The sequence below is a fragment of the Actinotignum inguinis genome (genome assembly GCF_051265835.1).
GTDB classification, from domain to species: Bacteria; Actinomycetota; Actinomycetes; order Actinomycetales; family Actinomycetaceae; genus Actinotignum; species Actinotignum timonense.
Genome location: NZ_JBOZDP010000001.1, coordinates 293,447 through 317,240 on the forward strand (window position 1 = coordinate 293,447; position 23,794 = coordinate 317,240).

Here is a 23,794-nt window from a genome sequence, read left to right on the forward strand (position 1 = left end):
TTTATCCGGTGGCAGAACTCACTCACAAGGTGAACGCGTATCCGCACCGCCCACCCCAGGAATTAATATGGGCGGCGAGGAGGTATCCGATATGACATCCGAATCCGAAGCTGCGCCCCGCCTGGTGGTGGGCGCGGCCCTCGTCGCCGACCTCACCAATCCCAGCGGCGTGCTGGCCACCCAGCGTTCCTATCCTGAATGGGCGGACGGCCTGTGGGAATTCCCCGGCGGCAAAGTGGAACCCGGGGAAACCCCGCGCGAGGCCCTGCACCGGGAGATTTCCGAGGAGCTGGGCTGCGGTATTGATATCGGCAGGCAACTGGCCAATCCCGATAGCCCGGACGGCTCCTGGGACCTGAGTTCCGGGGAACATAACGCCGGGCTGCGGATGATGGTGTGGCTGGCGCGACCCTTCGGGGAGATCACCCTGGGCCCGGCGCACCGCGATGCCCGCGTCCTCACCGCCGCGGAGCTCGATAGCGTGGAGTGGTTGCCCGGCGATATCCAGATTCTGCCTGTGCTGCGCGCCGCCCTGGGTGGGCGCTAGCCGAAAGCCACGGCGGTGGCCGCATGGGGCAGGCTTCCTAGCTGCGCCGTCGTACCTAAGATGACGCACGGCGCGCGGTGCCGTAACCTAGGAGGACAATCCCCAGCACAAGGAGTACGCATGAAACACGGCGCGCACGGCCCGGCGCGATGGCCGCTGTATTTCTTGCTTTTCGCCGCTGCCGTTCTCGCGGGCGTGCTCGCCCTGGTGGGGGTTTCGTATTTTTCTGGCGACGACGCCGCCGGGCCGGCGCCCACCGCCGCCGGTTCCGAACCCGGGCGCAGCGCCTCCGCCGATCTCACCCAGCTGCGCGAACAGGTTCACGACTTGCGCTCGGGCGCCTGCCCGAATCCGGAGAGCGCGGCGGCAACCCTGGCTGATTACGCCACCGCGGCGGCCGCGGGCGGCACCTATACCGCCGAAGCGCCGCTGCTCACCGAAGCCCTGCGTACTCTCTCCTCCAGCTGCGGGGCCGAATACACCCTGAGCTTGAGCACGGCGCTCGGCGATATTGCCGCCCCGGCGGATTTCCAATCTTTCGCGGCCTCGCGCCAGTGGTGGAAACTGGTGCGGCCCGCCCCGCCGGAGGCCACTCGGCTGGAATCTTTCACCACCCCGATGAATAACGTGCGCTGCTCCCTCGACGAAAAAGCCGCCAATTGCACGATTTTCACCTATGACTATGTGTCGCCGCCCGGCTGCGAAGGCGAACCGGCCAATTACACCGTGGGGCTGACGGGCACCACCACCTCCGGGTGTTCCACCCAGGTGAGCACCGCCAAAGAGGTGCCCTACGGCAGCGTGGTGGCCGCGCACGGTTTCGCCTGCACCGCCGACCAATACGCCGGGATTTCCTGCTGGTCGGAGCTGACCGGCCACGGCTTTACGGTGCGGCGGGCCGCCGAAGAAGTGTTCTAGCTGCTGCGTTCGCCGAGCGCGCGCACGGCGGCGAGCACCCGCGCGCTGCCTTCCGGTTCGGCCACGCTGATCCGCACGCCGTCGCCGAGCACCCGCACCAGCACCCCGGCATCCATGCAAGCGTCTTCGAAACGCGCGGCGCTCACCCCGTGCCGGGCCAGTTCCGCCGCGGAAACCCACAGGAAATTCGCGTGGGAGGTGGGCGTGTGCCAACCGGCCGCCGCGAGCTGGGCGGCCAGCTCATCGCGGGCACCGGCGAGCTGCGCGGCGCGTTCCAGCACGGTATCCGCTTCGGTGAGAGCGGCCTGGCCGGCCACCTGAGCGAGGTGATTCACGCCGAAAGGCGTGGCGATACGGCGCAGCGGCTCGGCCAGCGCGGGGCTGGTGAGCAGGTAACCCAGTCGCAGCCCGGCCAGCGCAAATGCCTTGGAAAACGTGCGCGCCACCGCCACATTCGGGTACTGGCGCGCGAGTTCCTTCCCGTTTTGTACGACGGCGCGGCTCGCCTGGCTTTCGCCTACCGCGGGAGCGAAGTGAATATAGGCTTCGTCGAGAAGCACCGGGATGCGGGCGGGAACCTTGGCCAGGAAGCTGGCTAGCTCGGCATGCGGAATGGTGGTGCCGGTGGGATTATTGGGCGAACACAGGAGGATGGCGCGGGTATTGTCCGTAATGGCGGCGGCCATGGCGTCCAGGTCATGGGTGCCATCCGCGCGCAGCGGCACGCCCACGAAACGCCCGCCCGCGGCAATGGTGGCAATGGGGTAGGCCTCGAAGGAGCGCCACGGACTCACTACTTCACCGCCCGGGGTGACCACGGCTTGCAAGAATTTTTCGATGAGGGCGGTGGAGCCATTGCCCACCACAATGCCTGCCGGATCCCAGTTCTCGTAGGCCGCGAGCGCGGCGGTGAGCTGCGCGCAGGACATATCGGGATAGCGATTGAGCTCCCCGCCCTGAGCGACCGCGGCCGCGAGCGCGGCGGCCACCGCCGGGGTGGGCGGGAAAGGAACTTCGTTGCTGGAGAGTTTGACGCTATCGGCGTTGCGGGGGCGTTTCCCGGCAACATAACTGGGCAGATCGGCTAATTCGGGGCGGAACCATTGCATTCTTCTATTGTGCACCATCGCTGCGGGCTACCCCGGGGCCGTTCCGCGCCGCCGCACCGTCGCGCCGTGGACCGTGGCCGCCAGCACCGGCGCCTCCATACTGCGCACCGTGGCCGCGCACACCCCATTTGCCGCGCACCGTTATCCGAAACGGTGCGCCACCCAGCTCGGTGCGCCGTAGGATGCGGGTATGGAGACCTTTGTGAAAACCGGTGATCCGGCTGAGATCTGGGGTGAGGCGCTCTCGCTGGCGGAGCTGGCTGAGGCCACGCCGAGTGGTGGGGCGCCCGTCGTGCCCCTCCTGTCCACCGCCGCGGATCACGACCGCGGTGTTATTCGTGAAGAACGCTTGCGCTCCGTGCGCGCCACCGCGCTGGCCGCGCGGGAATTCGGGGCGCGCCTGGCCCACACCCACGCCTGGGATCCCTCCGGGCACCGGATTTTCGGGCAGGCTCCCGGTGGCGCGGCTTCGCCCTCCAACACGGCCCCGCCCGGGAACGCGGGTTCACCAGGTAGAACCGCCAAACCCGGAAAAACGACCGCGCCCGCCACTACCCGCTCCCGCCGGATCCGGCTGGGTTCCTGGGATTTGCCGGTGGTTCCCGCCGATTCCCCCACCCGCGGCTTCGGGGAGTTCTACGCCGCGGATCGCATCGAGCCCTACCTGGGCCCCGCCCGCGACAACTGTGCGTTGGATGCGAGCGGCACCCACGCCCTGGAGCGTTTATGCGAGCGCCTGCGCGACGGCGCTTTCGATAGCCCTCAGCCGGCCCTGGTGCACAGCCCGGCCGCCCTGCTCCACGGCGATTTATGGAGCGGCAATGTGATGTGGACGGAGCGCGGCGGGATGCTCATCGACCCGGTTTCCCACGGCGGACACGCGGAAACCGACCTGGCCACCCTCACGGTCTTCCGCGCGCCGTTCGTGGAGGAAATCTACGCCGGCTATAACGAGGTCTCCCCGCTGGCTTCCGGGTGGCAGCACCGCATCGGCCTGCACAGCCTCCATATCCTCATCCTCCACGCCGCGCTTTTCGGCGGTTCCTACGGCGCGGAAACCCTGGCCGCCGCCCGGCCCTACCTCTAGTTATTCCAGCCGAACGTGCATTCCCGGCCACCACCGGGCACCCCGGTGTACGCCCGCGGTTCTGCCAGCCGGGCGCGGATCTGCCAGAATAGAGCCATGAGTGAGCAGCGCGCGCCAGAATCAGCTTCCGAATCCACCCCCGTCCCGAATATTTCCGGGCCGCTATCCCCCTTAGACGGCCGCTACGCCAGCGCCACCGCCCCGCTCCAGCCCTACCTGTGCGAGGCCGCGCTTAACCGCTACCGGATTCACGTGGAAGTCGAATGGTTGATTTTCCTGTGCGAACGCGCCGTGATTCCCGGGGTGGGGGCGTTGCCCGGCAGCGCCGTCGTATATTTGCGGTCACTTCCTGAAAAGTTCGACGACGCCGCGGCACGCGAGCTGGCCACCATTGAGGCGGAAACACGGCACGATGTCAAGGCTGTCGAATACTTCATCAAGAAGCGTATGGACGCTGGCGGGCTGGGCCACCTGCGCGAGATGGTCCATATTTTCTGCACCTCGGAGGATATTAATAGCCTGGCCTGGGCGCTGGGCGTGCGCGATGCGGTACGCCGCTGCTGGTTGCCGCGCGCTTGGAGCCTGGTTTCTGATTTGAGCGAGCTGGCTCGCACCCACGCGGAGCTGCCCATGCTGGCTCATACGCACGGGCAACCGGCTTCGCCCACCACCGTTGGCAAGGAGCTTGCCGTTTTCGCGCACCGCCTGCACCGGTCTCTGCGCCGGGTAGAAGCCGCCGAATATTATGGGAAATTCTCAGGGGCCACCGGGACTTTCTCCGCGCACGCCACCGCGATTCCGGAGGCGAACTGGCCGGAACTGGCCCGCGATTTTGTGGAATCCTTAGGGCTGAGCTGGAATCCGCTCACCACCCAGATTGAGTCCTATGATGCACTCGCCGATCTTTTCGACGATATTGCGCACGTCAATCGCATCGCCCATAACCTCGCCACCGATATGTGGACCTATATTTCGCTTGATTATTTCCATCAGAACCTGGCGGCGCAGGGCTCGACCGGCTCCTCGACAATGCCGCATAAGGTCAATCCCATTCGCTTCGAAAATGCGGAAGCGAATCTTGAGATCAGCTCCGGGCTTTTCGGGGTGCTCAGCCAGACGCTGGTGACCTCCCGGATGCAGCGCGATCTCACCGATTCCTCCACGAAACGCAATATCGGGGTGGCGCTCGGGCATTCCTACCTCGCCCTCGATAATTTACGGCGCGGGCTGGCCGGAGTGGATCCCAATCCCGCTAAACTCGCCGCGGATCTGGAAGCGAATTGGGAAGTGCTGGGCGAACCGATCCAGCAGGCCATGCGGGCCGCGGCCCTGGGTGGGGCCGAACATCTGGAAGATCCCTACGAGCGGCTCAAGGCACTCACCCGCGGGCGGAAAGTCACCGCGGCAGATATGCGGGAATTTATTGCGGGCTTGGGTTTGCCGGGGGACGTGGAGAAACGTCTTCTTGCTCTCACCCCGGCCGGGTACACCGGCCTGGCTGCCCGCCTCGTGGATTTCCTGGAAGACACGCCCGGGACCGCAGCCAGCTAAGCCTGCTAAGGTAACCGGCAGGCCGCGCGGTAGCGCGGCGGCGTCGTCGTAAAAAATACGGCATATGTGCCGCACTTCGCGGCGTTCGCAACCAGAGGAGAAGCGTGAACGTAGCAGCATGGACGAGCGTCCTGGCGACCGCACCGGCGCCGGGCGGCGACCCGGGCGCGATGGGCGGGATCACCGGCTGGGTGGTCAGCGTGATGGACGCTATCGGCGGGTTCGGAGCGGCGCTTCTTATCGCGCTGGAAAATATTTTTCCGCCGCTGCCCTCCGAGGTGATTTTGCCGCTGGCCGGGTTCACGGCCTCCTCGCCCACCTCGAATATGACGCTCATCGGCGCGATTCTGTGGTGTACCGCCGGTTCGCTGGCCGGGGCGTGGCTGCTGTACGGGCTGGGCGCCTGGCTCGGGCGGGAACGTACCCGCAAAATTCTGCTGTGGTTCCCGCTCACCAAACAATCCGACGTGGATAAAACCGAGGCCTGGTTCGATAAGCACGGCAGTTGGACCGTGTTCTTCGGGCGCATGGTGCCGATTTTCCGCTCCCTTATTTCGCTTCCCGCCGGCGTGACGAATATGGGGATGCTGAAATTTACCGCGCTGACGGCGGTGGGCTCGGCGATCTGGAATACGATTCTGATTTACGCCGGTTACCTGCTGGGCGCGAATTGGACCATCGTGGAAGATTACGTGGGGATTTTCGCGAAGATCGTGGCGGTGGTGTGCCTGGTGATCGCGGTGGGGTGGATTATTCACCGCGTGGTTGTGAACCGGCGGGGGCGTTAGAAAGTAAAACCCTCAAGCAATTCCGGCTCAAGGTAGCGTAGAAGTTCGGCTAAAAGTAGGATAGAAATCCGGCTAATGGTAGCGTAGGGCGCCTGCTAACGGTAGGATAGAGCTATGCGTTACCATAAGCGAGCAATTGATAAGCGGCTAGACGCATTACTTCCCGAGGTTCCCGCAATCGCGATTGACGGCGCGAAAGGCGTGGGGAAAACCGCCACCGCCTTGCAGCGCGCGAATACAGTATGGCTGCTTGACCGCCCCGAAACTCAATATGTGGCGGCCGCGGATCCGGATTTCACCACCGTCCCGCCCGGCACCCTCCTATTGGACGAATGGCAGAAAGTCCCGGCGGTGTGGGATTCTGTGCGGCGCCAGGTAGACGGGGGTGCACCTGCGGGAAGATTCCTGCTGACCGGCTCAGCCACGCCTTTCGATGCCAGCGGGCTGCACAGCGGGGCCGGACGAGTGCTCTCTTTACGGCTGCGCCCAATGGCATTATTCGAACGCGGCCTTGTTGAGCCTAGCGTGAGTTTCGGTGAACTGCTCAGAAACCCGAGTCAAAACATAGCCGGCCATACGGATTTTGCTTTGCCGGATTATTGCCGCGCCATAGCCCGGAGCGGCTTCCCCGGGATCATGACGAAATCCGCTGAAGTGACCCAAGAGTTACTGGATTCGTATCTACGCTTGATTATCGACCGTGATTTACCTGATTACGGGGCAACGGTGCGCCGCCCGGAAGTATTGCACCGCTGGTTAGCTGCGTACGCGGCGGCGAGTTCCCTCACAACCTCGTACGCCAATTTATTAGATGCCACCACCGGTGGGGATGGCACGCAGCCTGCAAAAAGTACCACGATTACGTACCGGGAACACCTCACCGCACTGTGGATTTTGGACCCCATCCCCGGTTGGGCACCCGCCAGTAACGCTTTGAAGCGGCTGCAGCTCGCCCCGAAACACCAGCTAGCTGATCCGGCACTGGCGCTGCGGCTACTCAACCTGAACGAAACCACATTGCTGGGCGCGCGCGGGCAGAAGTTCTTGGGGCAATTATTCGAGTCCCTAGCCGCGCTGAGCGTGCGAGTCGCAGCCGAAGCCAACCGGGCCCGCGTATTCCATTTACGAACCCGCAACGGAGACCACGAGGTGGACTTGATAGCTGAGGGCCCGAGCGGAGAAATCGCCGGAGTGGAGGTGAAACTCGCCAACGCGATTAGCGAGCATGATGTGCAGCACCTGCTGTGGTTACGCAAGCAAATTCCCGAACACGACCCGCTGCTCATGGTCCTCAACACCGGCACCCAGGCATACCGCCGCCCCGACGGGATTTACGTTATCCCCCTCGCGCTATTGGGGGCGTAAATTCGGCGACGGCGCGCACTCCGGCCGCGCAGCGATCACGAATTCGGGGGCATATTTGTGTCGGGGCCCTACGTTAGGATTGCCCCATGGAGATGATGGAGCGGGCTGAACACAGGCGTGATGCCGCTCTAGCCTGCCTGGATTCCGCCGAACAAGCAGCGCGTGGGCAGTTCTTCACCCCGCCTGCCGTTGCTGGAATCATGGCACGGATGGTGCGGATGTCGCGTCTGCCGGAATCTGGCGTGATCCGCATCCTTGATCCCGGTGCGGGAACCGGGATGCTCAGCGTTGCGGTGGCTAGTTATCTGCGCGCGGCTCGCCCGAATCTCACGCTTGAGCTCACCGCGGTTGAGAACGATCCGGATCTTCTCCCCGCGCTCAGGGAGGCCCTGGAGGACTGCGCCCGCTTGGGTGCCACGGTCACGCTTGTGCCGGAAAATTACATCGAATGGGCTCCGCGGGCGCGGCAATATTTCGATCTCATTATTCAGAATCCTCCGTATCACAAACTCCGCGTGGGCAGCCCGGATGATGTAGCGCTGCGCGCGCATGGAATACAGGTTCCTAATGTGTATGCGGCCTTCATTGCACTGGGGATTCGCCAATTGACGCCGCAGGGCCAGATGGTGGCTATTTCGCCGCGCTCGTGGATGAATGGCACCTACTATTCACACTTCCGCAAGGATCTCACCAACAGGGTTTCCCTTGACGCGATTCACACCTTTGAGTCTCGTTCCCTGATTTTTGGGGATATGGATGTTCTGCAAGAGTCGCTCATTATGTGTGTGAGCGCGGGAATCCAAGGAGATCGGATCCTCATCCGTTCTTCCATGGATGCTTACGCTCCGGTTCGTGAACGCACTGTATCAGCCGCGGAGGTCATCCGATCCAACGCTATTTTTGTGCCGGCCTCGCAAAGCGATAGCGATGCGGTTTCCTGGATGGAAAGTTTCCCCTATACTTTGGCTGATCTCGGGCTCAGTGTTTCAACTGGCAAGGTGGTTGGTTTTCGCTGCAAAGAAATAGTACATACTGATCCCGACCTTCGCTCTCAACGCTTGATCTACCCGGCGAATATCGTCGATCACCGGGTTGTTCATCCGCGAGCCACACTGTCAAAGCCGCAGTGGATTCACCCCGTAGATAGTGCCGGGCTAAAACTGTTATGTCCGGCCGGAAGCTATGTGCTGGTAAAAAGATTCTCCTCCAAAGAAGAAGCGCGCAGGATTGTATCGGCCGTTTGGACCAGCGCAGAGCCCTCGGCTTTCGACAATAAGCTCAATTACATCCACGAATCCGGTGGCGGCCTCGACCCGGTGCTGGCCCGCGGGATCGCACTCTGGCTTAACTCCCCGCAGATTGATGCCTACTTCCGTGTTTTCAGTGGCCATACTCAAGTGAATGCCACCGATCTTCGCCTCCTTAAATTCCCGGACCGTCATGCGCTGGTCAGCTATTCCTTGGGCCATACAATGAAAAACATGGATAAAAAGCCACTCGAGCAGAAAGATTCTCCACTGCTGCAGCTGTGGAAAAACGGCGACGTACAGGAAGCAACAATTCTCTGGCCGGGCCTTCGTAAGCTTGCGTCTACGCCCGCCGAGCCTACGCCCGATGAGCCAGCCGCAAGCGAGATTCTGAAACAGATGCGCGAAGAAGAACGCTACTAGGATTCCCGAGCCGCAAGCCATGCGGGAATAGCACCACCAGGAATCGTGTTAAACCGAGTGCACCCCACCTCGGGGCTGAAGAAGGAGGCGCACCATGGCAACAGAAGAATTTGATCGCACTATTGAACTAAAAGTAACCGGGATGACCTGCGAAAACTGCGTCAAGCACGTAAGCGCGGAACTCGATGCTCTCCCGGATGTCAACAGCGTGCTCGTCACCCTAAACCCGGAAGGCACCTCCTCGGTGCTCGTGTACACCCCGCACGATTTTTCCGACGACGACCTCAAAGCCGCAGTAGCCGAAGCCGGCGACTATACCGTGACCGAGATCATCCGCTAAATGACATCCACCACGCCGGATAGCGCAGCTCCCGTTGCCGAAGTGAACCTCGCGATTTCCGGGATGACCTGCGCTTCCTGCGTGGCGCGCGTGGAAAAGAAACTCAATAAGCTGCCCGGGGTGCGCGCCTCCGTCAATCTCGCCACCGACGAAGCCCGCCTCGAACTCAGCGAAACCGGGGCGCAGCTGGACACCGCAGATTTCCTCGCCCAGGTCAGCGCGGCCGGCTACGAGGCCCAGCTCATTTCCCGCACGGACCTCACCCCAACGGCCGGGCGCGGCACTACTACAGGCGCGGGCGCCCGCACGGGCACTACCAAACCGCACGACGACGCACACCCGGCCACCACAACCGCGAGCACGCAAGCCGAATCCGCCCACGCAGCAGCTACGCGTGAAGCAGCCGACGCTCAGGCGAGCGCCCGCATCGCCTCGCTGCGGCGCCGTTTCTGGATCTCGCTGGCCCTCTCCATCCCCGTGGTGGCCCTCTCCATGATCCCGGCCCTGCAATTCCCGTACTGGCAGTGGGCCATCGGTGCGCTCACCCTCCCGATCGCGCTCTGGTGCGGCTGGCCCTTCCACCGGTCGGCCGCCGCCGCGCTGCGCCACGGCTCCACCACCATGGACACCCTCATCTCGCTGGGAACACTGGCCTCGCTGGGCTGGTCGATCTGGGCGCTACTGTGGGGCGGAGCCGGCGGCGCCGACTACCGCATGTCCATGACTGGCATCCACGCGCTCACCACCGGGGCCGCGCACGGCTCCCACGTGTATTTCGAAACCGCGGCCATGATCGTCACCTTCCTCCTCTTGGGGCGCTGGCTGGAGACCCGCTCGCGCCGCAGTGCCGGCGATGCGCTGCGGTCCCTCCTCGCTTTAGGGGCCGACGACGCACGCCGGGTACGCACCGCCTCCGGAGCGGATGTTGATGAAATTATTTCTGCCAGCGACCTGGCCGTCGGGGACGAATTCCTCGTGGCCCCCGGCACGAAAATTGCAACCGACGGGGTGGTGGTCTCCGGGACTACCGCGGTGGATGCCAGCCTCCTCACCGGCGAATCCACCCCTATTGACGTGGGCCCGGGCGATGAGGTGACCGGGGCGACCCTCACCACCGCCGGTGCGATCCGGGTGCGGGCCACCCGGGTGGGCCGCGATACCACCCTGGCGCAGATGGGCCGCCTCCTCACCCGCGCCCAATCCGGGAAAGCCCCGGTGCAGGCCCTGGCGGACCGGGTCTCCGCGGTATTTGTGCCCGCCGTTATCCTCATTGCGCTCGCGACGTTCGGGGTGCGCCTGGCGCTCGGCAACCCCCTGGACCTGGCCATCATGACCGCCATTACCGTGCTGGTGGTGGCCTGCCCCTGTGCTCTAGGCTTGGCCACCCCCACCGCGCTCATGGTGGGTTCCGGGCGGGCTAGCCAGCGCGGCATCCTTATCCACGGCCCGGAAACCCTGGAAAGCGCCCATAGCGTAGACACCATCATCTTGGATAAAACCGGAACCCTCACCACCGGAACCATGGCCGTGGACCGGGTGATTCTCCCGCCGGCGGGGGCTGATGGCGCGGCTGGCGGCGTCGTCGCCACACAAGAAGCCGCGGACAAAGAAGCGGCGGAAAAAGAAGCGACCCACGAAGAAAACGCGCACAACGAAGCGAAAGAAGCGTTGGCCCTGGCCGCGAGCGTGGAGAACTATTCCGAGCATCCCCTCGCCCGCGCCATTGTGGCCCGGGCACGCGAGGAGGGGCTGGAGCTCGCCCCCGCCACCGATTTTGAGAATCTGGCCGGGCAGGGCGTGCGCGCCACCATCGGCGGGCAGCGCTACTACGCGGCCTCGCCGCGGGCGCTGCGGGAGGCCGGCGTGGATCTCTCCGGGTGGGAGGCTGTGTTGGAAGAAGCCGCGAGTGGCGGGGCGTCCCTGGTGATGCTGGCACGCGAAACCGGCGCACACGAAGCGCTCGCCCTCGTGACGGTGCGCGACCAGCTGCGCCCCACCTCCGCCGCGGCCGTCGCCGAACTCAAAAACCTGGACCTCACCCCGATTTTGGCCTCCGGGGATAACGCGGCCACCACCCGCGCGGTGGCCCGGGCCGTCGGCATCGAGATCGTGCACGCCGAAGTCCTTCCCGAGGACAAGGTCCGGGTGGTGGAAGCGGTGCGCGCGGAGGGCCGGCGGGTTGCGATGGTCGGGGACGGGGTGAACGACGCCGCAGCTCTGGCCGCCGCGGACCTCTCCATCGCGATGGGCTCGGGCACGGACGTGGCCAAAGCCGCCTCCGATATCACCATCGTCAATTCCGATCTGCGCAATGTGGGGGCGGCGCTGCGCATCTCCGCCGCCACCTTGCGGGTCATCCGCCAGAATCTGGCCTGGGCTTTCGGCTATAACCTCATCGCCATTCCGGCGGCGGTGGCCGGAATTATCCTCCCGGGGTTGGCCGCCGCGGCCATGGCTTCCTCCTCGGTTATCGTGGTGCTCAATTCGCTGCGGCTGCGCCGGGCCGAGTAGTGCCGCTCCGAATCGCTGGGCGCACGCCGCCGCACGCGCACCGCGACCGGCACCGCGCCCACCGAATAACCGCGCCAGGTCACAGGAGAAACTAATACCTATCAACTAGACTGGGCTGGTGCGCCACAACGAGGAAACGAGCCCGGTCCAGCCGGCGGAGGTAGAAGCCGCCCCGGCTGCGGTAAGCGCGCCCGAAGCGCCCGCTTCCGTTTCCGCCGCTTCACCGGCGCTTGCGGAAACTTCCCTTGAGGAGCACACCGAACCTGCCGAACCCGCCGAGCCCGCCGTGCACCGCGTCCTCCTCGTGGACGAAATCGCGCGCTGGACCCGCCGCCCCGCCAACCTGCTGCGCGGCATCCTCTTCACCCTGGCCATCGCCGGGATGCTCCTCATCTCCCGCTTCGGCTACACCACCACCGTGGCCGTCACGCACGACGTCGCCAACGCCGCCCCGGATACCCTCCGCACCATTTTCTCCATGCCTATTAACGTGCTCGAGGGCCTCGTCTCGCTTTTCCTCCCCCTCCTGCTTTTCTTCGATATCATCCGCTACCGGCGCTGGCGCACCCTCGTGACCGCGCTAGTCGCCATGGCCGGCGCACTCGCCATCTGCTACGGTTCCCTGTGGCTTTTCGAGCGTTTCATGCCCACCTCGCAAATCACTATCGACCTCTCGGATACCATCCAAGAACAGGCCGCCGTGGGCATGCTCCCCTACGTTTCGATTATCGCCACCATCCTGGTGGTGGCCGCTTCCGAACGTCAGGGCCGGCTGGTGCGCACCGGCTGGTGGGCGCTGGGAATCGTGCTGGTGCTGTCCGTGCTCCAGGGCGCCCAAACCCTGACCGGCGCGCTCACCACCGTATTCGTGGGGATGGCCTGCGGCTATTTCGCGCTCTACGCTTTTGGGGATTCGCCCGACCGCGCCACCGGCGCCGCCGTCGTCACTCTTATTCGACGCGCCGGCCTGGACGCACGCAGCATTATCCGCGTGGATGCGGGCGACGACGCCGATATGCACGCGTGGTCCGTTCCCGTAACCGGCCCGCTCGGATATGTGGATACCGCGATTCTCAAAGAACTGCGCGAGGCGCTCACCGGCCACAGCGGAATGGGCGGCGATACCGGCCGCAGCGCGCAGACCAACGCCGCTTTCGCCGCCGACGCGGGCGCGGAAACCGAGGGCGCACTCCCCGCGAGCGCGGCGGGCGCCTACCAGCTGGGCGAACCGGAGGACGATATTAACGTGCGCGCCCTCATCGCCCGGGCCCGCCACGAGGTCCGCCCGCTTATCGGGGACGTCAATTCCCGCCACTACGTGGTTACTTTGGCCGACGGCGCCCATTACGTTGCCGCCCTCATTGACTCGGATCGTGCGGTCCTCGGGCGCCTGGCCAGTGCCTGGCAGCGAGCCACCCTCACTCAGGTCACCCAGCGGACCGGGGATAACGTGGAGGAAACTGCCGAACGCACCCTCCTCATGGAAGCCCTCGCGGTGAACGCCGGGGTGGCCCCACGGCGCGATGCACATTACGCGGCGGCTGGCGCGTCCGCCGTCGTCGCTTTTGCTGATATCGAGGCCGTTCCCCTCACGGATCTGGAGCCGGAAGATATCTCCGACGCGGCACTGGACTCCATGTGGTCCACGCTCGAACGCGCGCACGCACGCGGGCTCACCCACCACGATATTCGCGCCGGGGTGGTCGCGGTGCGCGGGGATGAAGCCCTCATCACCCACTGGCGCAACGGCAGTTTTTCTTCCAATGAACTTTCCCGGCATATTGATTTGGCGCAGCTGTACCTGCTCCAGGCGGTGGCGGTGGGCCCGGAGCGCGCCGTCGCTTCCGCGCTGCGCTGCATTTCCCGCGACCGGCTTTCCTCGGTGGCCCCGACGATCCAGCGCACCATTATGCCGGCGCAAACCCTGGCCGAACTCGAGGATAAAAAGGGCGTGCAGCGCATGCGCGAGGTGCTCCTGGAGGTCCTCCCGCAGGATATGGGCACCGCCACCCAAACCATCCAGCTGCGTAAATTCTCCGCGAAGACGATTATTACCATCGTCATCGGGGTGCTTGCCATCTTTATTCTGCTCGGCTCCATTAATTTCACCGAGCTGCAAGAAACGATTCGCAACGCCAACCCGTGGTGGATGCTCGCCGCCTTTATCGCCAGTTTCGCAACGTACGTGGGCGCGGCGCTGTGCCTGAAGGCCTACACGGCCGAACGCCTGCCGCTGTGGGAAACCAGCGAGGTGCAGATCGCCGCCTCGGTGCTGGGGCTGGTTATGCCGGCCGGTATCGGGCCGCTCGCTCTCAATTTGCGCTACCTGCAACGCAACCAGGTGGCCACCCCGGTCGCGGTGGCCACGGTGTCCCTGGTGCAGATCGCGCAATTTATTACCACGGTGCTGCTGCTATTGGCCCTCGGGCTGCTCACCGGCGACTTCGGGAATCTTTCCATCCCGAGCACCTCCGTGATGCTCATCGTGGCGGCGGTGGCGGCCCTGGGCGCGGCCGTCTACTTCATTCGCCCGCTGCGCCGCAAGGTCATTGAGCTGGTGCGCCCCACCATCGAGCAGGTGTGGCCGCGCGTGGTGTGGCTGGCCACCCACCCGTCCCGGATTCTCGCCGGTTTCGGAGGTTCGCTCCTCATGACGGTGAGTTTCGTGGCGGCCTTCGGTTTCTCCCTGGCGGCCTTCGGCGAGACCCTGCCGGTGGTCACCCTCGCGATCACCTACCTGGTTTCTAATTCGGTGGGCTCCCTGGTGCCCTCCCCCGGTGGTATCGGCCCGGTGGAAGCGGCCCTCACCGGCGGACTCACCATCGCGGGCCTACCGTATTCGGTGGCCTTCTCCACCGCGATCCTGTACCGCCTGCTCACCTTCTGGGCGCGGGTACCCATCGGCTGGTTCGCGCTGCGCCACCTCCAGAAGAAGGACATTATCTAATGCGCGGCGGGCCGGCGCGGGAGCTGGACGCGCGCGGGGTGCGGGAGCTAGAAGTGCGCGGGGTGCGGGAGCTGGACGCGCGCGGGGTGCGGGCATATTCCCGAAGGGCACCGGTGCGCGCGTGGGCGCCGCGCGCGGTACTCGCGTGGGCGCGCACCCACTGTGATACGACGGCGCTGCTCCTGGCCGCGGGAGCTTTCGCCGTGTACATGTTCTTTTCCTGGTATACCTGGGTGAACTTCTCCTCTCCTTCGTGGGATCAGGGTATTTTCACCCAGCTGGCCGACCAGTACGCCCGCTGGCAATTCCCACCCATCGTGGATATTAAAGGCCCGGGCTTCAACCTGTGGGGCGATCATTTCCATCCCATTTTGCTGCTGACCGGGCCGCTGTTCTGGCTCTGGCCATCGGGGTTGAGTCTGCTCACCCTGCAAGCGGTGCTTTTCGGGATCTCGGTGTATCCCATCGCGCGTTTTGCCCGAGCGCGGGTGGGGGCTGTGCCGGGCACCCTCATCGGGGTGGCCTACGCGGCCAGCTGGGGGCTCACGTCCGCGCTCGTGGTGCAATTCCACGAAATCGCCTTCGCGGTGCCCTTGCTCGCTTTCGGGCTGACAGCCTGGCTGGAGGGCCGCTACCGGAGCGCCGCCGTGCTCATCTCCCTGCTGGTTTTCGTCAAGGAGGACCTCGGCCTCACGGTGGCCTGCTTCGGGGTGCTGGTGGCGCTGCTCAGCTGGCGCGGAGCGCGCGGGCACGGCGGTGCGTCCAGCACCGGTGGCGTGGCTGCGGCCGGCAGCGCAGGGCAGTGCGGCGGCCACGGCGCGCGCGACTGGCCCGAGATGGCCGGCATTGGCGCCTTCCTGGCCGCCTGGGGCACCGCCTGGTTCCTGGCCGCCACCCAGGTCATCCTCCCGGCTTTCAATAATTCCGGGCAGTGGGACTACGCCGGGCGGGTGCGCGAAGGCCTCAACCTGGCGAGCATGATCCTCGAGCCTAACCGCTGGGGCACCCTCTGCTATATCGTGGCCGCCCTGGGAATCGTGGGGCTGCGCAGCCCGTGGGCGGCGCTGCTGCTGCCCACTCTCGCCTGGCGCTTCGCGGGGGATAACCCCTACTACTGGACAATTCTGTGGCATTATTCGGCGGTGCTCGCGCCGATAATCGCCGTCGCGCTGACCGATGGGCTCGCGCGGGCGGGCGCGCGCGGCGTCGTCGTACCACCACCGGAGGCGCAAGAATCTGAAGCTCCCGCGGCCGCAACCACACAGCACGAAACTTTAGGTGTGCTGGCTCGCCGCCCGCGCCTGGCCGCGGCGGCCCTCGCCCTCGCGCTCGCCTCCAGTGTGCTCGGCACCGCCTCTAACGGCTTCGGCTCGTGGCTCACGGGGCGCTCCAATACCCAGCAATACGTGTATTTTTCCGATTACGGCGCCAGCCAAACCGCCGAGCAGCGCGACGGGGCCCGCGCGGCGGTGGCGGCGGCAGGCACCGGGCGGCATATCCTCGCCGACGTGGTCATGATGGCCTACGTGGTGCCGGGCAATACCGTGTACTGGGAGCACAGCTACGGCGGCGCATATATTGACACGGTGGTGTTCTCCAACCGGCTCAACCACGGCGACGGCGCCCAGGTGGTGGCGTGGATTACCGCGAAAGTTGGCGGGCAGTGGCATATTGTCACGGAGGACGCCGGCTATGTGGTGGTGGCTCGCGACGGCACGGACGGAAGGTGAGGAACGCATGATGATGGCTCGCCGCACGGCAGTTTCGCGCCGCATGCCGGTGCCGCGCCGCGTATTGGTATCGCACCGCACGGGAGGCACCCGCATGAAGCTGGCTCGCACCGCGACCTGGTACCGCCCGCTGCGCACCGACCCGGTTCCCTACCTGGTGGCGCTCCTCAGCTTCATTCTTTTTACCGCTTTTTCGCTGTACCAGTGGGCTTCTATGCAAACCTCCTCCTGGGATCTGGGCATTTTCACGCAGCTCGCCCAGCGTTACGCGCATCTCGAAGCACCCACCGTGGATATTAAAGGCCCCGGCTTCAACCTGTGGGGCGATCATTTCCATCCCATCCTGGTGGTGCTCGGCCCGATTTTCGCGCTGTGGCCCAGCGGCGCCACCCTGCTTATTGTGCAAAACGCGCTCTTCGCAATCTCCGCGATTCCACTCACCCGCCTGGCGCGGGCACGCTGCGGGGCCGGGGCGGGAACTGCTTTCGGCCTGCTCTACGCGGTGTCCTGGGGGCTATCGGCCGCGGTGGCCGCGCAATTCCACGAGATCGCCTTCGCGGTGCCCCTCCTCGCCTACGGGCTGACGGCCTGGGTGGGGGGCCGCTACCGGCGCGCCGCGCTCCCGCTCGGAACGCTCGTCTTCGTGAAGGAAGACCTCGGCCTCACGTTGATCGCTTTCGGTGCGGCCGCGCTACTGGCGGAGTTTTTCGCGCAGAGGCGGGCGGTTTGCGGCGTAGCGGGGCAGAACGGTAGCGCACCGGGCGCAGGCCGCAACGTCACGGAAACGGTGCAGGGCGTAACGGAGCAGCACGACGACGGCGCCGCCACGGCGGCGCGAACTCGGAGTGCGCGAGCTCGGACGGTCTGGGCGAGCCCCGCGGGGCGCTGGGCGGTGGGCCTGGCGATATGGGGCGCGGTGTGGTTTGTACTTTCTATCTGGGTGCTGCTGCCGGCTTTCAATCCGGATGGCGCCTGGGACTACACGGATCGCCTCACGGGCGATGCTGGGCTTTTCACCGGAGCGGCTACGAAGCTGATGACCCTGGCGGTGCTGCTGGGCAGCGCCGGAGTGGTGGGCCTAGCCAGCCCGTGGATTCTGCTCATGCTCCCGACTCTGGCCTGGCGTTTCACGGGAAACGTGGAGTTCTACTGGGGGCTGGACTGGCATTATTCCGCTGTGCTCATGCCGATTGCCACCATCGCGCTGCTGGATGGGCTGGGGCGGCTGGAGCGTTCTGTATGGCTTCGGGCACGGCGTGAGCATGCCGAGCACGCGACGCATGGCGAGTGCTCCCCGCGCGGCGAGTGCACCCCGTGCGGTGAATGCGCCACGGGCAGCGAACGTGCCACGCGCAGTGAACGTGCCACGGGCAGCGAACGTGCCACGCGCAGCGGGCACGTCAAGCGCGGCTTGATCGTGCTCGCGTTGGCCGCCAGCGTGATTGCCACGCTGGTCGGTACCCGCGCGAACGCGGTGGGCTGGTGGATCCAGGGACGTTACGACGGAGCGAGCGCGGAGGAGCGAGCCGGCGCGCGGGAAGCCCTGGCCGCGGTGCCGGATGGTTCCCACGTGGTTACTGATATACACATGCTGGCCTACCTGGTGCCGAATAATACGGTGTACTGGGAGGGAACCCGCGGGAATGCCGGGGCGAACGCGGTGGTCTTCGCGCCTCAATCGAAGGCCAACCACGGGGATGCGCAGCAGATTCTCGACTGGGCTAGCACCACCTTCGGGGGCACCTGGCATATTGCTAGCGATAAAGGCGGCTACGTGACCGTGCTGCCCGGCGAAGCCCCCGCGCGCGAGGAAGGAAAATAACACGGCTGCACCTAGATCTATCTCAGCGTCTTCTGCTCGCCCGCTCTATCGCGACGCGACCGGGCTGCTCCTTGTTTTCCTCGGTGGCGGGGCCGGCACGGTAGCCCGCGCGCTCGTCCCGAGCGTGGCGGCGCCGATTATCGTCAATCTCGCGGGGTCTTTCCTCCTCGGCCTCATCACCGGTTTCTTCACCACGGGCGTGCACCGGTACGGGGCTCGGTTGCGGCTGCTGCTCGGCACCGGTTTCTGCGGTGGTTTCACCACCTATTCGAGCTTCGTGGCGCTCAGCGCCCACTTGGCCACCGGCGAGGTCCTCAGCGGGGCGCCTGGCGAGCTGGCGCGGCTGGCCGGGCTGGCTGCGGGAGGCACTCTTTTCGGTGGTTTCCTGCTGGCTTTTGCCGGGATGGCCTGCGGGCGAGCGCTGGGCCGGCACTTCCTCGCGGCGCCCGCGCAACCCGCCGCACCCACATTACCGGCTCCGCCTACGTTACCTGCACCATGTACACCGCCCACGGACACGGACACGGACACGAGCACGGGCGGTGATGCGGCATGACGCTCCTGCTTCTTGGTCTAGCGGGCGGGCTGGGCGCCCTGTGCCGCGGGCTTCTTGATTCTTTCCTCACCGCACGGCTCAAGCCGACGTGGCCGGCCGGGATTTTCACGGTGAATGTGATCGGCTGTTTCCTCTTCGGGCTAGTAACCGGCGGCGGGGCGCTTTCCGCCTGGATCGGTCCGTACAGTCTTTACGTCACCACCGGTTTTTTGGGTGGTTTCACTACGTTTTCGACGGCGATGACCGACGCCCTCGGCCTCTTCGAAAAGCGCCGCTACTGGGCCTGCATCAGCCTCCTGCTCGGGAATTTCCTCCTCGGCATCGCGGCGTTCTTCGCCGGCCTGGCGCTCGGGTAGAGCCGGGTAGAAAACCAAGAGCCGGCGAGCTCCTGGTTCAGAACACTCAAGCCATCAAGGATTATGCGGCCGCAAACCGCTGGTTAGCACCCTGGCGTGTCATACCCAAAACATCACCAATGGCTTGCCACGTTTTACCGGCGGCACGAGCCCGAGCGACCGCAGCGTCTAGCCGATTGTCCGCCGCTCGTAGCTCAATTTGAGCCACGGCAACTTGCGCGAGATACGGGTCATCAACGGTCGCAATGGGATCTGGCCCCTCGCCACCGTTCGCGTTTTCCACTTCATCAAGCATCTCTTCAATAGAGCGTTTCACGAGAAATCGCCTTTCAGTCGCAGAAATTTTTTACGGGCTTTCATAGCGTGGAAAATACGGTCATCATCGCTAATACACAGTTCGAGCAGTTGCCCAGACTGGCTTGGCCCGATGATCAACACGTAGCCGTCCATGTAATGCGTTTTTATCGCATTACGGGCGGCATGCCGAATATCTTCAGCTGCAATGCCGTGCCGGTACGCGCTGTCCTCTATCTCCACACTGTCAACAGTAATTACCAGAACCCCGAACGTCAACGAAAATTACCAGGAGCATGGAGAATCTCCACAACACATAACCCCGCGATTACATAAACCTCAGATCCCCCAGAAAGCACATTATTTTCCACAGATGCCCTGCGTGTTTTCACCCCTGTACTGCACTCGTAACACATACGAAGTACAGCTCAGAAAATACCACCCACCCGCCAACAGGCCAGGCTCGAACCGCGGCGGCAGCACGTGGTGCGCGAAAGCCTGGCCCCCGCCCACACAATCTGATATATTCTTCAACGATCAGGGGGTGTCAGAGACCGATGCCCCGATCAACACCCCATACTCACCAACGCGCAGGGAGGCGAATATGACCATCGGAGCAACATTCACTCGCCGCGGCGAAGGCTACAGCCGCGACGCCCGCTATATCACCACGCGCGTGAGCCGCGACAGCGCCAGCTTCCCCGTGGAGCCGGGGCGTTACCGCCTCATCGCGGCGCGCGCCTGCCCGTGGGCGAATCGCACGCTGATTGTGCGCCGCTTGCTCGGGCTGGAAAATGCTATATCGCTGGGCATCCCCGGCCCCACCCACGATGAGCGGTCCTGGATTTTTGACCGTGATGCGGGCGGGGTGGATCCGGTGCTCGGGATCCATTTCCTGCGGGATGCCTACCTGGCCCGCGACCCGAATTTCTCCTTGGGAATTACGGTTCCAGCCCTAGTGGATCTTGCTAGCGGCGCCGTCGCCACAAATGATTTTGCGCAGATGACGCTCGATTTTTCTACCGAGTGGCGCGATTTTCACCGCGAGGGCGCCCCGGATCTCTACCCCGCGGAACTGCGCCAGCCCATGGACGCGCTCATGCGCTATATCTACACCGAGATTAATAATGGCGTCTACCGTTGTGGTTTCGCCGGCAGTCAGGAGTCCTATAACCGCGCCTACCTGCGCCTTTTCACGGCGCTGCGCAATATTTCCGAGCTGCTGGAGGGCCGCCGTTACCTCATGGGTGACCACATCACCGAAGCGGATGTGCGCCTCTTTACCACCCTGGTGCGTTTCGATGCCGTCTACCACGGGCATTTTAAATGCAATGAAAAGAAACTGACCGAGATGCCGGTGCTCTGGGCCTACGCGCGCGATCTTTTCCAGACCCCCGGGTTCGGGGACACCGTGGATTTTGAGCACATCACCTCGCATTATTACCGGGTTCATCTGGACGTGAACCCCAACCAGATCGTGCCGCTGGGCCCGGATACCTCCGGATGGCTCAGCCCGCACGGTCGCGCAGCCCTGGGAGGCTCGCCTTTTGGTGGGCCGGCCACCCGCGGGGAACGCTCCACCGCGCCCGGGCCGGTTGCTCCCGGCGAGGAAGTTCCACTGGCCGCGCGCGCCGGGCACTGGGGGAATATCCACGAAGAACTCGCGCGCGCCACAGAAGCCGCGCACAGCCGTGCGCAGGGAACCGAACACAGCCGCACGCACGGCAGCAACGGCGATGTTATCCACCCGCGGAACAAGTCCCGCGATTGGAGCGCAATTCGTGGGATACTCAATGTATGAACGAACGCGCAGGAACCCCGGCCCGCCCCGAAGATCTCATCAATGTTGATGAGCTGGTGGCGGCATATTACGATATCGAACCCGATCCGACTAACCCCCTCCAGCAGGTGGTTTTCGGAACTTCCGGCCATCGTGGCTCAGCTTTCGATGGCGCCTTTAATGAAGCCCATATCGCGGCAACCACGCAGGCGATCGTGGACTACCGTAACAAGCAAGGCTATGACGGCCCCATTTTCGTGGGCCGTGATACCCACGGGCTGTCCCTCCCAGCGGAAAAAACCGCTATCGAGGTGCTGGTAGCCAACGGCGCTGATGTGCGGGTGGATGCTCGCGGCTCGTGGACTCCCACCCCGGCGGTCTCGCTGGCCATCCTGGAGGCGAACGGCGCCCCGCACGCGCTGCGCCTGGACGGCCCGGGCCTGGCGGACGGCATCGTTATTACGCCGTCCCACAACCCGCCGCGCGATGGTGGCTTCAAGTACAACCCGCCCAATGGCGGCCCGGCGGATACCGATGCCACGAAGTGGATCGCGGCGCGGGCCAATGAACTCATCGCCGCGGGGTGGAAGAACATCGCCCGCGTGCCCTATGAGGATGCGGTCACGAAGGTAGGCACCTACGATTTCCGCGATGCGTATGTCACCGCGCTGGATACCATCATTGATTTCGAGGCGATCCGCAAGGCGGGCGTGCGCATTGGCGCGGACCCGATGGGCGGCGCCTCGGCCGAATACTGGCAGGAAATCGCGGACCGCTACGGTATTAACCTGACCGTGGTCAATCCCGAGGTGGACCCGGCCTGGCCTTTCATGACTCTGGATTGGGACGGCAAGATCCGCATGGATTGCTCTTCGCCCTACGCGATGGCGGGCCTGCTCCACCGCATGGAACCGGATGCGAGCGGCCGCGCCCCGTATGACCTCGCCACCGGGAACGACGCCGATTCCGACCGGCACGGCATCGTCACCCCGGACGCCGGCCTCATGAACCCCAACCACTACCTCGCGGTGGCCATCGAATACCTCTTCACCCACCGCCCGCAGTGGTCCGAGCGGGTGAACGTCGGGAAGACCCTGGTGTCCTCCTCGCTTATCGACCGGGTGGTGGCCGGCATTGGCCGCACCCTCGTGGAGGTCCCGGTGGGCTTCAAGTGGTTCGTATCCGGCCTGGTGAGCGGTGAGATCGGCTTCGGCGGGGAAGAATCCGCCGGCGCTTCCTTCCTCCGCAAGGACGGTTCGGTGTGGACCACGGATAAGGACGGGCTTGTGCTTGATCTGCTCGCGGCGGAAATCACCGCGGTGACCGGCAAGTCCCCCTCCCAGCTCCACGATGAGCAGGTGGAACGCTACGGTTCCTCGGCTTACGCCCGGATCGACGCCCCGGCCACGAAGGAAGAAAAAGCCAAGCTCGGCAAGCTTTCCCCGGCGGACGTCACGGCCACCGAACTGGCCGGCGAGCCGATTACCGCGAAGCTGGTGGAGGCACCCGGGAACCACGCGGCGATTGGCGGCCTCAAGGTCACCACGGAAAACGCGTGGTTTGCGGCCCGGCCTTCCGGCACGGAGGATGTCTACAAGATTTACGCCGAATCCTTCCGCGGCCCGGAGCACCTGGCCCAAGTCCAGGAGGAGGCACGCGCCGTGGTTGCGGCCGCGTTGGGTAACTAAATAAGTAGGTCACTACATAGGAATGAAGACGACGCGGGGCGGGTGGCACAGCCACCCGCCCCGTCCCCTTGCCAACGGCCCAATAATGGCAGGTAGCTTCTTCCCCGTGCGGCGACCGACAATTCCCGAAGCGCCTTCCAGAAATCTGGGCGAATGAGGGAGCGGGGCGGTGGCTCGTGGCGGAGCCTGGCGCGTGCTCTCATCAAAGTATTTATTTTGTTGGGATGCCGGGCATTAGTTTGCTAAGCTGATCGCAACATGACCGGTTCCGCTGCCCACTTCGGTGGGAGCCCAGGGCCGGTCCTTTTCCACCTCTCGCGACTGGCCTTCGTGAACGCCGCTGCCAGTGGTTGTTAGCGGCGGCTGACTGCGGGGTGGTGCTGCCGCTTCAGAACGGGACGGCTTAGACGAGAGTGTCAAGGAATTGAGTCCGTCGTGGAGGTCATTGAAAACGGCGTCGTCTTCCGGAAGCTCGCCAGCCATGATCTTCTCCACGTGTTCAATTGGAGGCGAAGATCCTTCGATTCGGGAGCGGTAAGACGAGACTTCGGCAGGTGGAGGCGCGGGCCGGGCCAGTGGGTGATGAGCCAAGTCAGGTTGAAAAACCGACAGAATCTCTTACTCCCAGCCTATTGCAAAATGCGGCGTGGTATACATTATGCGCAGCACACTTTTTACGACGACGCGGCCGGGAGCGAAGGAGCTACAACTAATGGAGTCAGCGAAAACTAAACG

The 23,794-nt window shown here is 64.5% G+C and carries 20 protein-coding genes; 16 read left to right on the forward strand and 4 right to left on the reverse strand.

Translation table 11 applies throughout. The features are described 5' to 3' along the window. Nucleotides 1–91 precede the first annotated feature (91 nt). Both ACRQFC_RS01210 and ACRQFC_RS01215 read left to right on the forward strand, forming a co-directional pair. Complete coding sequence (locus tag ACRQFC_RS01210; protein ID WP_284896064.1) at nucleotides 92–547, forward strand: (deoxy)nucleoside triphosphate pyrophosphohydrolase; 456 nt, start codon at nucleotides 92–94, stop codon at nucleotides 545–547. A gap of 120 nt (nucleotides 548–667) precedes the next feature. Next, nucleotides 668–1,465 (forward strand): hypothetical protein, encoded by a 798-nt coding sequence (locus ACRQFC_RS01215; RefSeq protein ID WP_284896063.1) that lies wholly within the window; start codon nucleotides 668–670, stop codon nucleotides 1,463–1,465. Here ACRQFC_RS01215 and ACRQFC_RS01220 read toward each other — a convergent pair. Further along, complete coding sequence (locus ACRQFC_RS01220; protein WP_284896061.1) at nucleotides 1,462–2,574, reverse strand: histidinol-phosphate transaminase; 1,113 nt, start codon at nucleotides 2,572–2,574, stop codon at nucleotides 1,462–1,464. The genes ACRQFC_RS01215 and ACRQFC_RS01220 overlap by 4 nt on opposite strands. Before the next feature lie 190 nt (nucleotides 2,575–2,764). Between ACRQFC_RS01220 and ACRQFC_RS01225 the strand changes: the two genes are divergently transcribed. From ACRQFC_RS01225 to ACRQFC_RS01280, 12 genes are all read left to right on the forward strand, one after another. After that, nucleotides 2,765–3,661 (forward strand): fructosamine kinase family protein, encoded by an 897-nt coding sequence (locus tag ACRQFC_RS01225; protein ID WP_284896059.1) that lies wholly within the window; start codon nucleotides 2,765–2,767, stop codon nucleotides 3,659–3,661. Nucleotides 3,662–3,757: 96 nt separating this feature from the next. After that, entirely contained in the window at nucleotides 3,758–5,212 is a 1,455-nt protein-coding gene (purB, locus tag ACRQFC_RS01230) for an adenylosuccinate lyase (RefSeq protein ID WP_284896057.1), read from the forward strand. Between the two features lie 104 nt (nucleotides 5,213–5,316). Then, a complete protein-coding gene (locus tag ACRQFC_RS01235; RefSeq protein WP_016441929.1) occupies nucleotides 5,317–6,000 on the forward strand; it encodes a DedA family protein in 684 nt (227 codons plus the stop codon). Between the two features lie 114 nt (nucleotides 6,001–6,114). Further along, entirely contained in the window at nucleotides 6,115–7,365 is a 1,251-nt protein-coding gene (locus ACRQFC_RS01240; RefSeq protein WP_284896055.1) for an ATP-binding protein, read from the forward strand. An 86-nt stretch (nucleotides 7,366–7,451) separates the two neighbouring features. Further along, nucleotides 7,452–9,035, forward strand: a complete 1,584-nt coding sequence (locus tag ACRQFC_RS01245) for an Eco57I restriction-modification methylase domain-containing protein (protein ID WP_284896053.1) — start codon at nucleotides 7,452–7,454, stop codon at nucleotides 9,033–9,035. A gap of 94 nt (nucleotides 9,036–9,129) precedes the next feature. Next, nucleotides 9,130–9,375 (forward strand): heavy-metal-associated domain-containing protein, encoded by a 246-nt coding sequence (locus tag ACRQFC_RS01250; RefSeq protein ID WP_284889779.1) that lies wholly within the window; start codon nucleotides 9,130–9,132, stop codon nucleotides 9,373–9,375. Beyond that, a complete protein-coding gene (locus ACRQFC_RS01255; RefSeq protein ID WP_284896051.1) occupies nucleotides 9,376–11,886 on the forward strand; it encodes a heavy metal translocating P-type ATPase in 2,511 nt (836 codons plus the stop codon). 118 nt (nucleotides 11,887–12,004) lie between these two features. Beyond that, nucleotides 12,005–14,833: a lysylphosphatidylglycerol synthase transmembrane domain-containing protein gene (locus ACRQFC_RS01260; RefSeq protein ID WP_284896049.1), complete on the forward strand. Its 2,829-nt coding sequence runs from the start codon at nucleotides 12,005–12,007 to the stop codon at nucleotides 14,831–14,833. Continuing rightward, nucleotides 14,833–16,563 carry a DUF2079 domain-containing protein gene (locus tag ACRQFC_RS01265; protein ID WP_284896047.1) on the forward strand — a complete coding sequence of 577 codons (1,731 nt, stop codon included), beginning with the start codon at nucleotides 14,833–14,835 and terminating at the stop codon, nucleotides 16,561–16,563. Before ACRQFC_RS01260 ends, ACRQFC_RS01265 begins: the two co-directional genes overlap by 1 nt. Further along, nucleotides 16,526–18,385, forward strand: coding sequence for a DUF2079 domain-containing protein (locus tag ACRQFC_RS01270; RefSeq protein WP_284896046.1), 1,860 nt, complete (start codon nucleotides 16,526–16,528; stop codon nucleotides 18,383–18,385). The genes ACRQFC_RS01265 and ACRQFC_RS01270 overlap by 38 nt, the downstream gene beginning before the upstream one ends. Nucleotides 18,386–18,449: 64 nt before the next feature. Next, nucleotides 18,450–18,941, forward strand: a complete 492-nt coding sequence (locus tag ACRQFC_RS01275) for a fluoride efflux transporter FluC (protein WP_284896152.1) — start codon at nucleotides 18,450–18,452, stop codon at nucleotides 18,939–18,941. Continuing rightward, nucleotides 18,938–19,297, forward strand: a complete 360-nt coding sequence (locus tag ACRQFC_RS01280; RefSeq protein WP_284896044.1) for a fluoride efflux transporter FluC — start codon at nucleotides 18,938–18,940, stop codon at nucleotides 19,295–19,297. Before ACRQFC_RS01275 ends, ACRQFC_RS01280 begins: the two co-directional genes overlap by 4 nt. A gap of 61 nt (nucleotides 19,298–19,358) precedes the next feature. On the opposite strand, the gene ACRQFC_RS01285 is transcribed toward ACRQFC_RS01280, so the two are convergent. After that, on the reverse strand, nucleotides 19,359–19,613 hold the full coding sequence (locus tag ACRQFC_RS01285; RefSeq protein WP_274735777.1) for a hypothetical protein: 255 nt from the start codon (nucleotides 19,611–19,613) through the stop codon (nucleotides 19,359–19,361). Then, nucleotides 19,610–19,834: a hypothetical protein gene (locus ACRQFC_RS01290; protein ID WP_284896043.1), complete on the reverse strand. Its 225-nt coding sequence runs from the start codon at nucleotides 19,832–19,834 to the stop codon at nucleotides 19,610–19,612. The genes ACRQFC_RS01285 and ACRQFC_RS01290 overlap by 4 nt, the downstream gene beginning before the upstream one ends. 361 nt (nucleotides 19,835–20,195) lie before the next feature. On the opposite strand from ACRQFC_RS01290, the gene ACRQFC_RS01295 reads away from it, so the two are divergent. Next, on the forward strand, nucleotides 20,196–21,392 hold the full coding sequence (locus ACRQFC_RS01295; RefSeq protein ID WP_284896041.1) for a glutathione S-transferase family protein: 1,197 nt from the start codon (nucleotides 20,196–20,198) through the stop codon (nucleotides 21,390–21,392). Then, on the forward strand, nucleotides 21,389–23,059 hold the full coding sequence (pgm, locus tag ACRQFC_RS01300; protein WP_284896039.1) for a phosphoglucomutase (alpha-D-glucose-1,6-bisphosphate-dependent): 1,671 nt from the start codon (nucleotides 21,389–21,391) through the stop codon (nucleotides 23,057–23,059). The genes ACRQFC_RS01295 and pgm overlap by 4 nt, the downstream gene beginning before the upstream one ends. 234 nt (nucleotides 23,060–23,293) lie before the next feature. Here the strand turns inward: pgm and ACRQFC_RS01305 are convergent, their stop codons facing one another. Then, complete coding sequence (locus ACRQFC_RS01305) at nucleotides 23,294–23,554, reverse strand: hypothetical protein (protein WP_284896036.1); 261 nt, start codon at nucleotides 23,552–23,554, stop codon at nucleotides 23,294–23,296. Nucleotides 23,555–23,794: the final 240 nt, after the last annotated feature.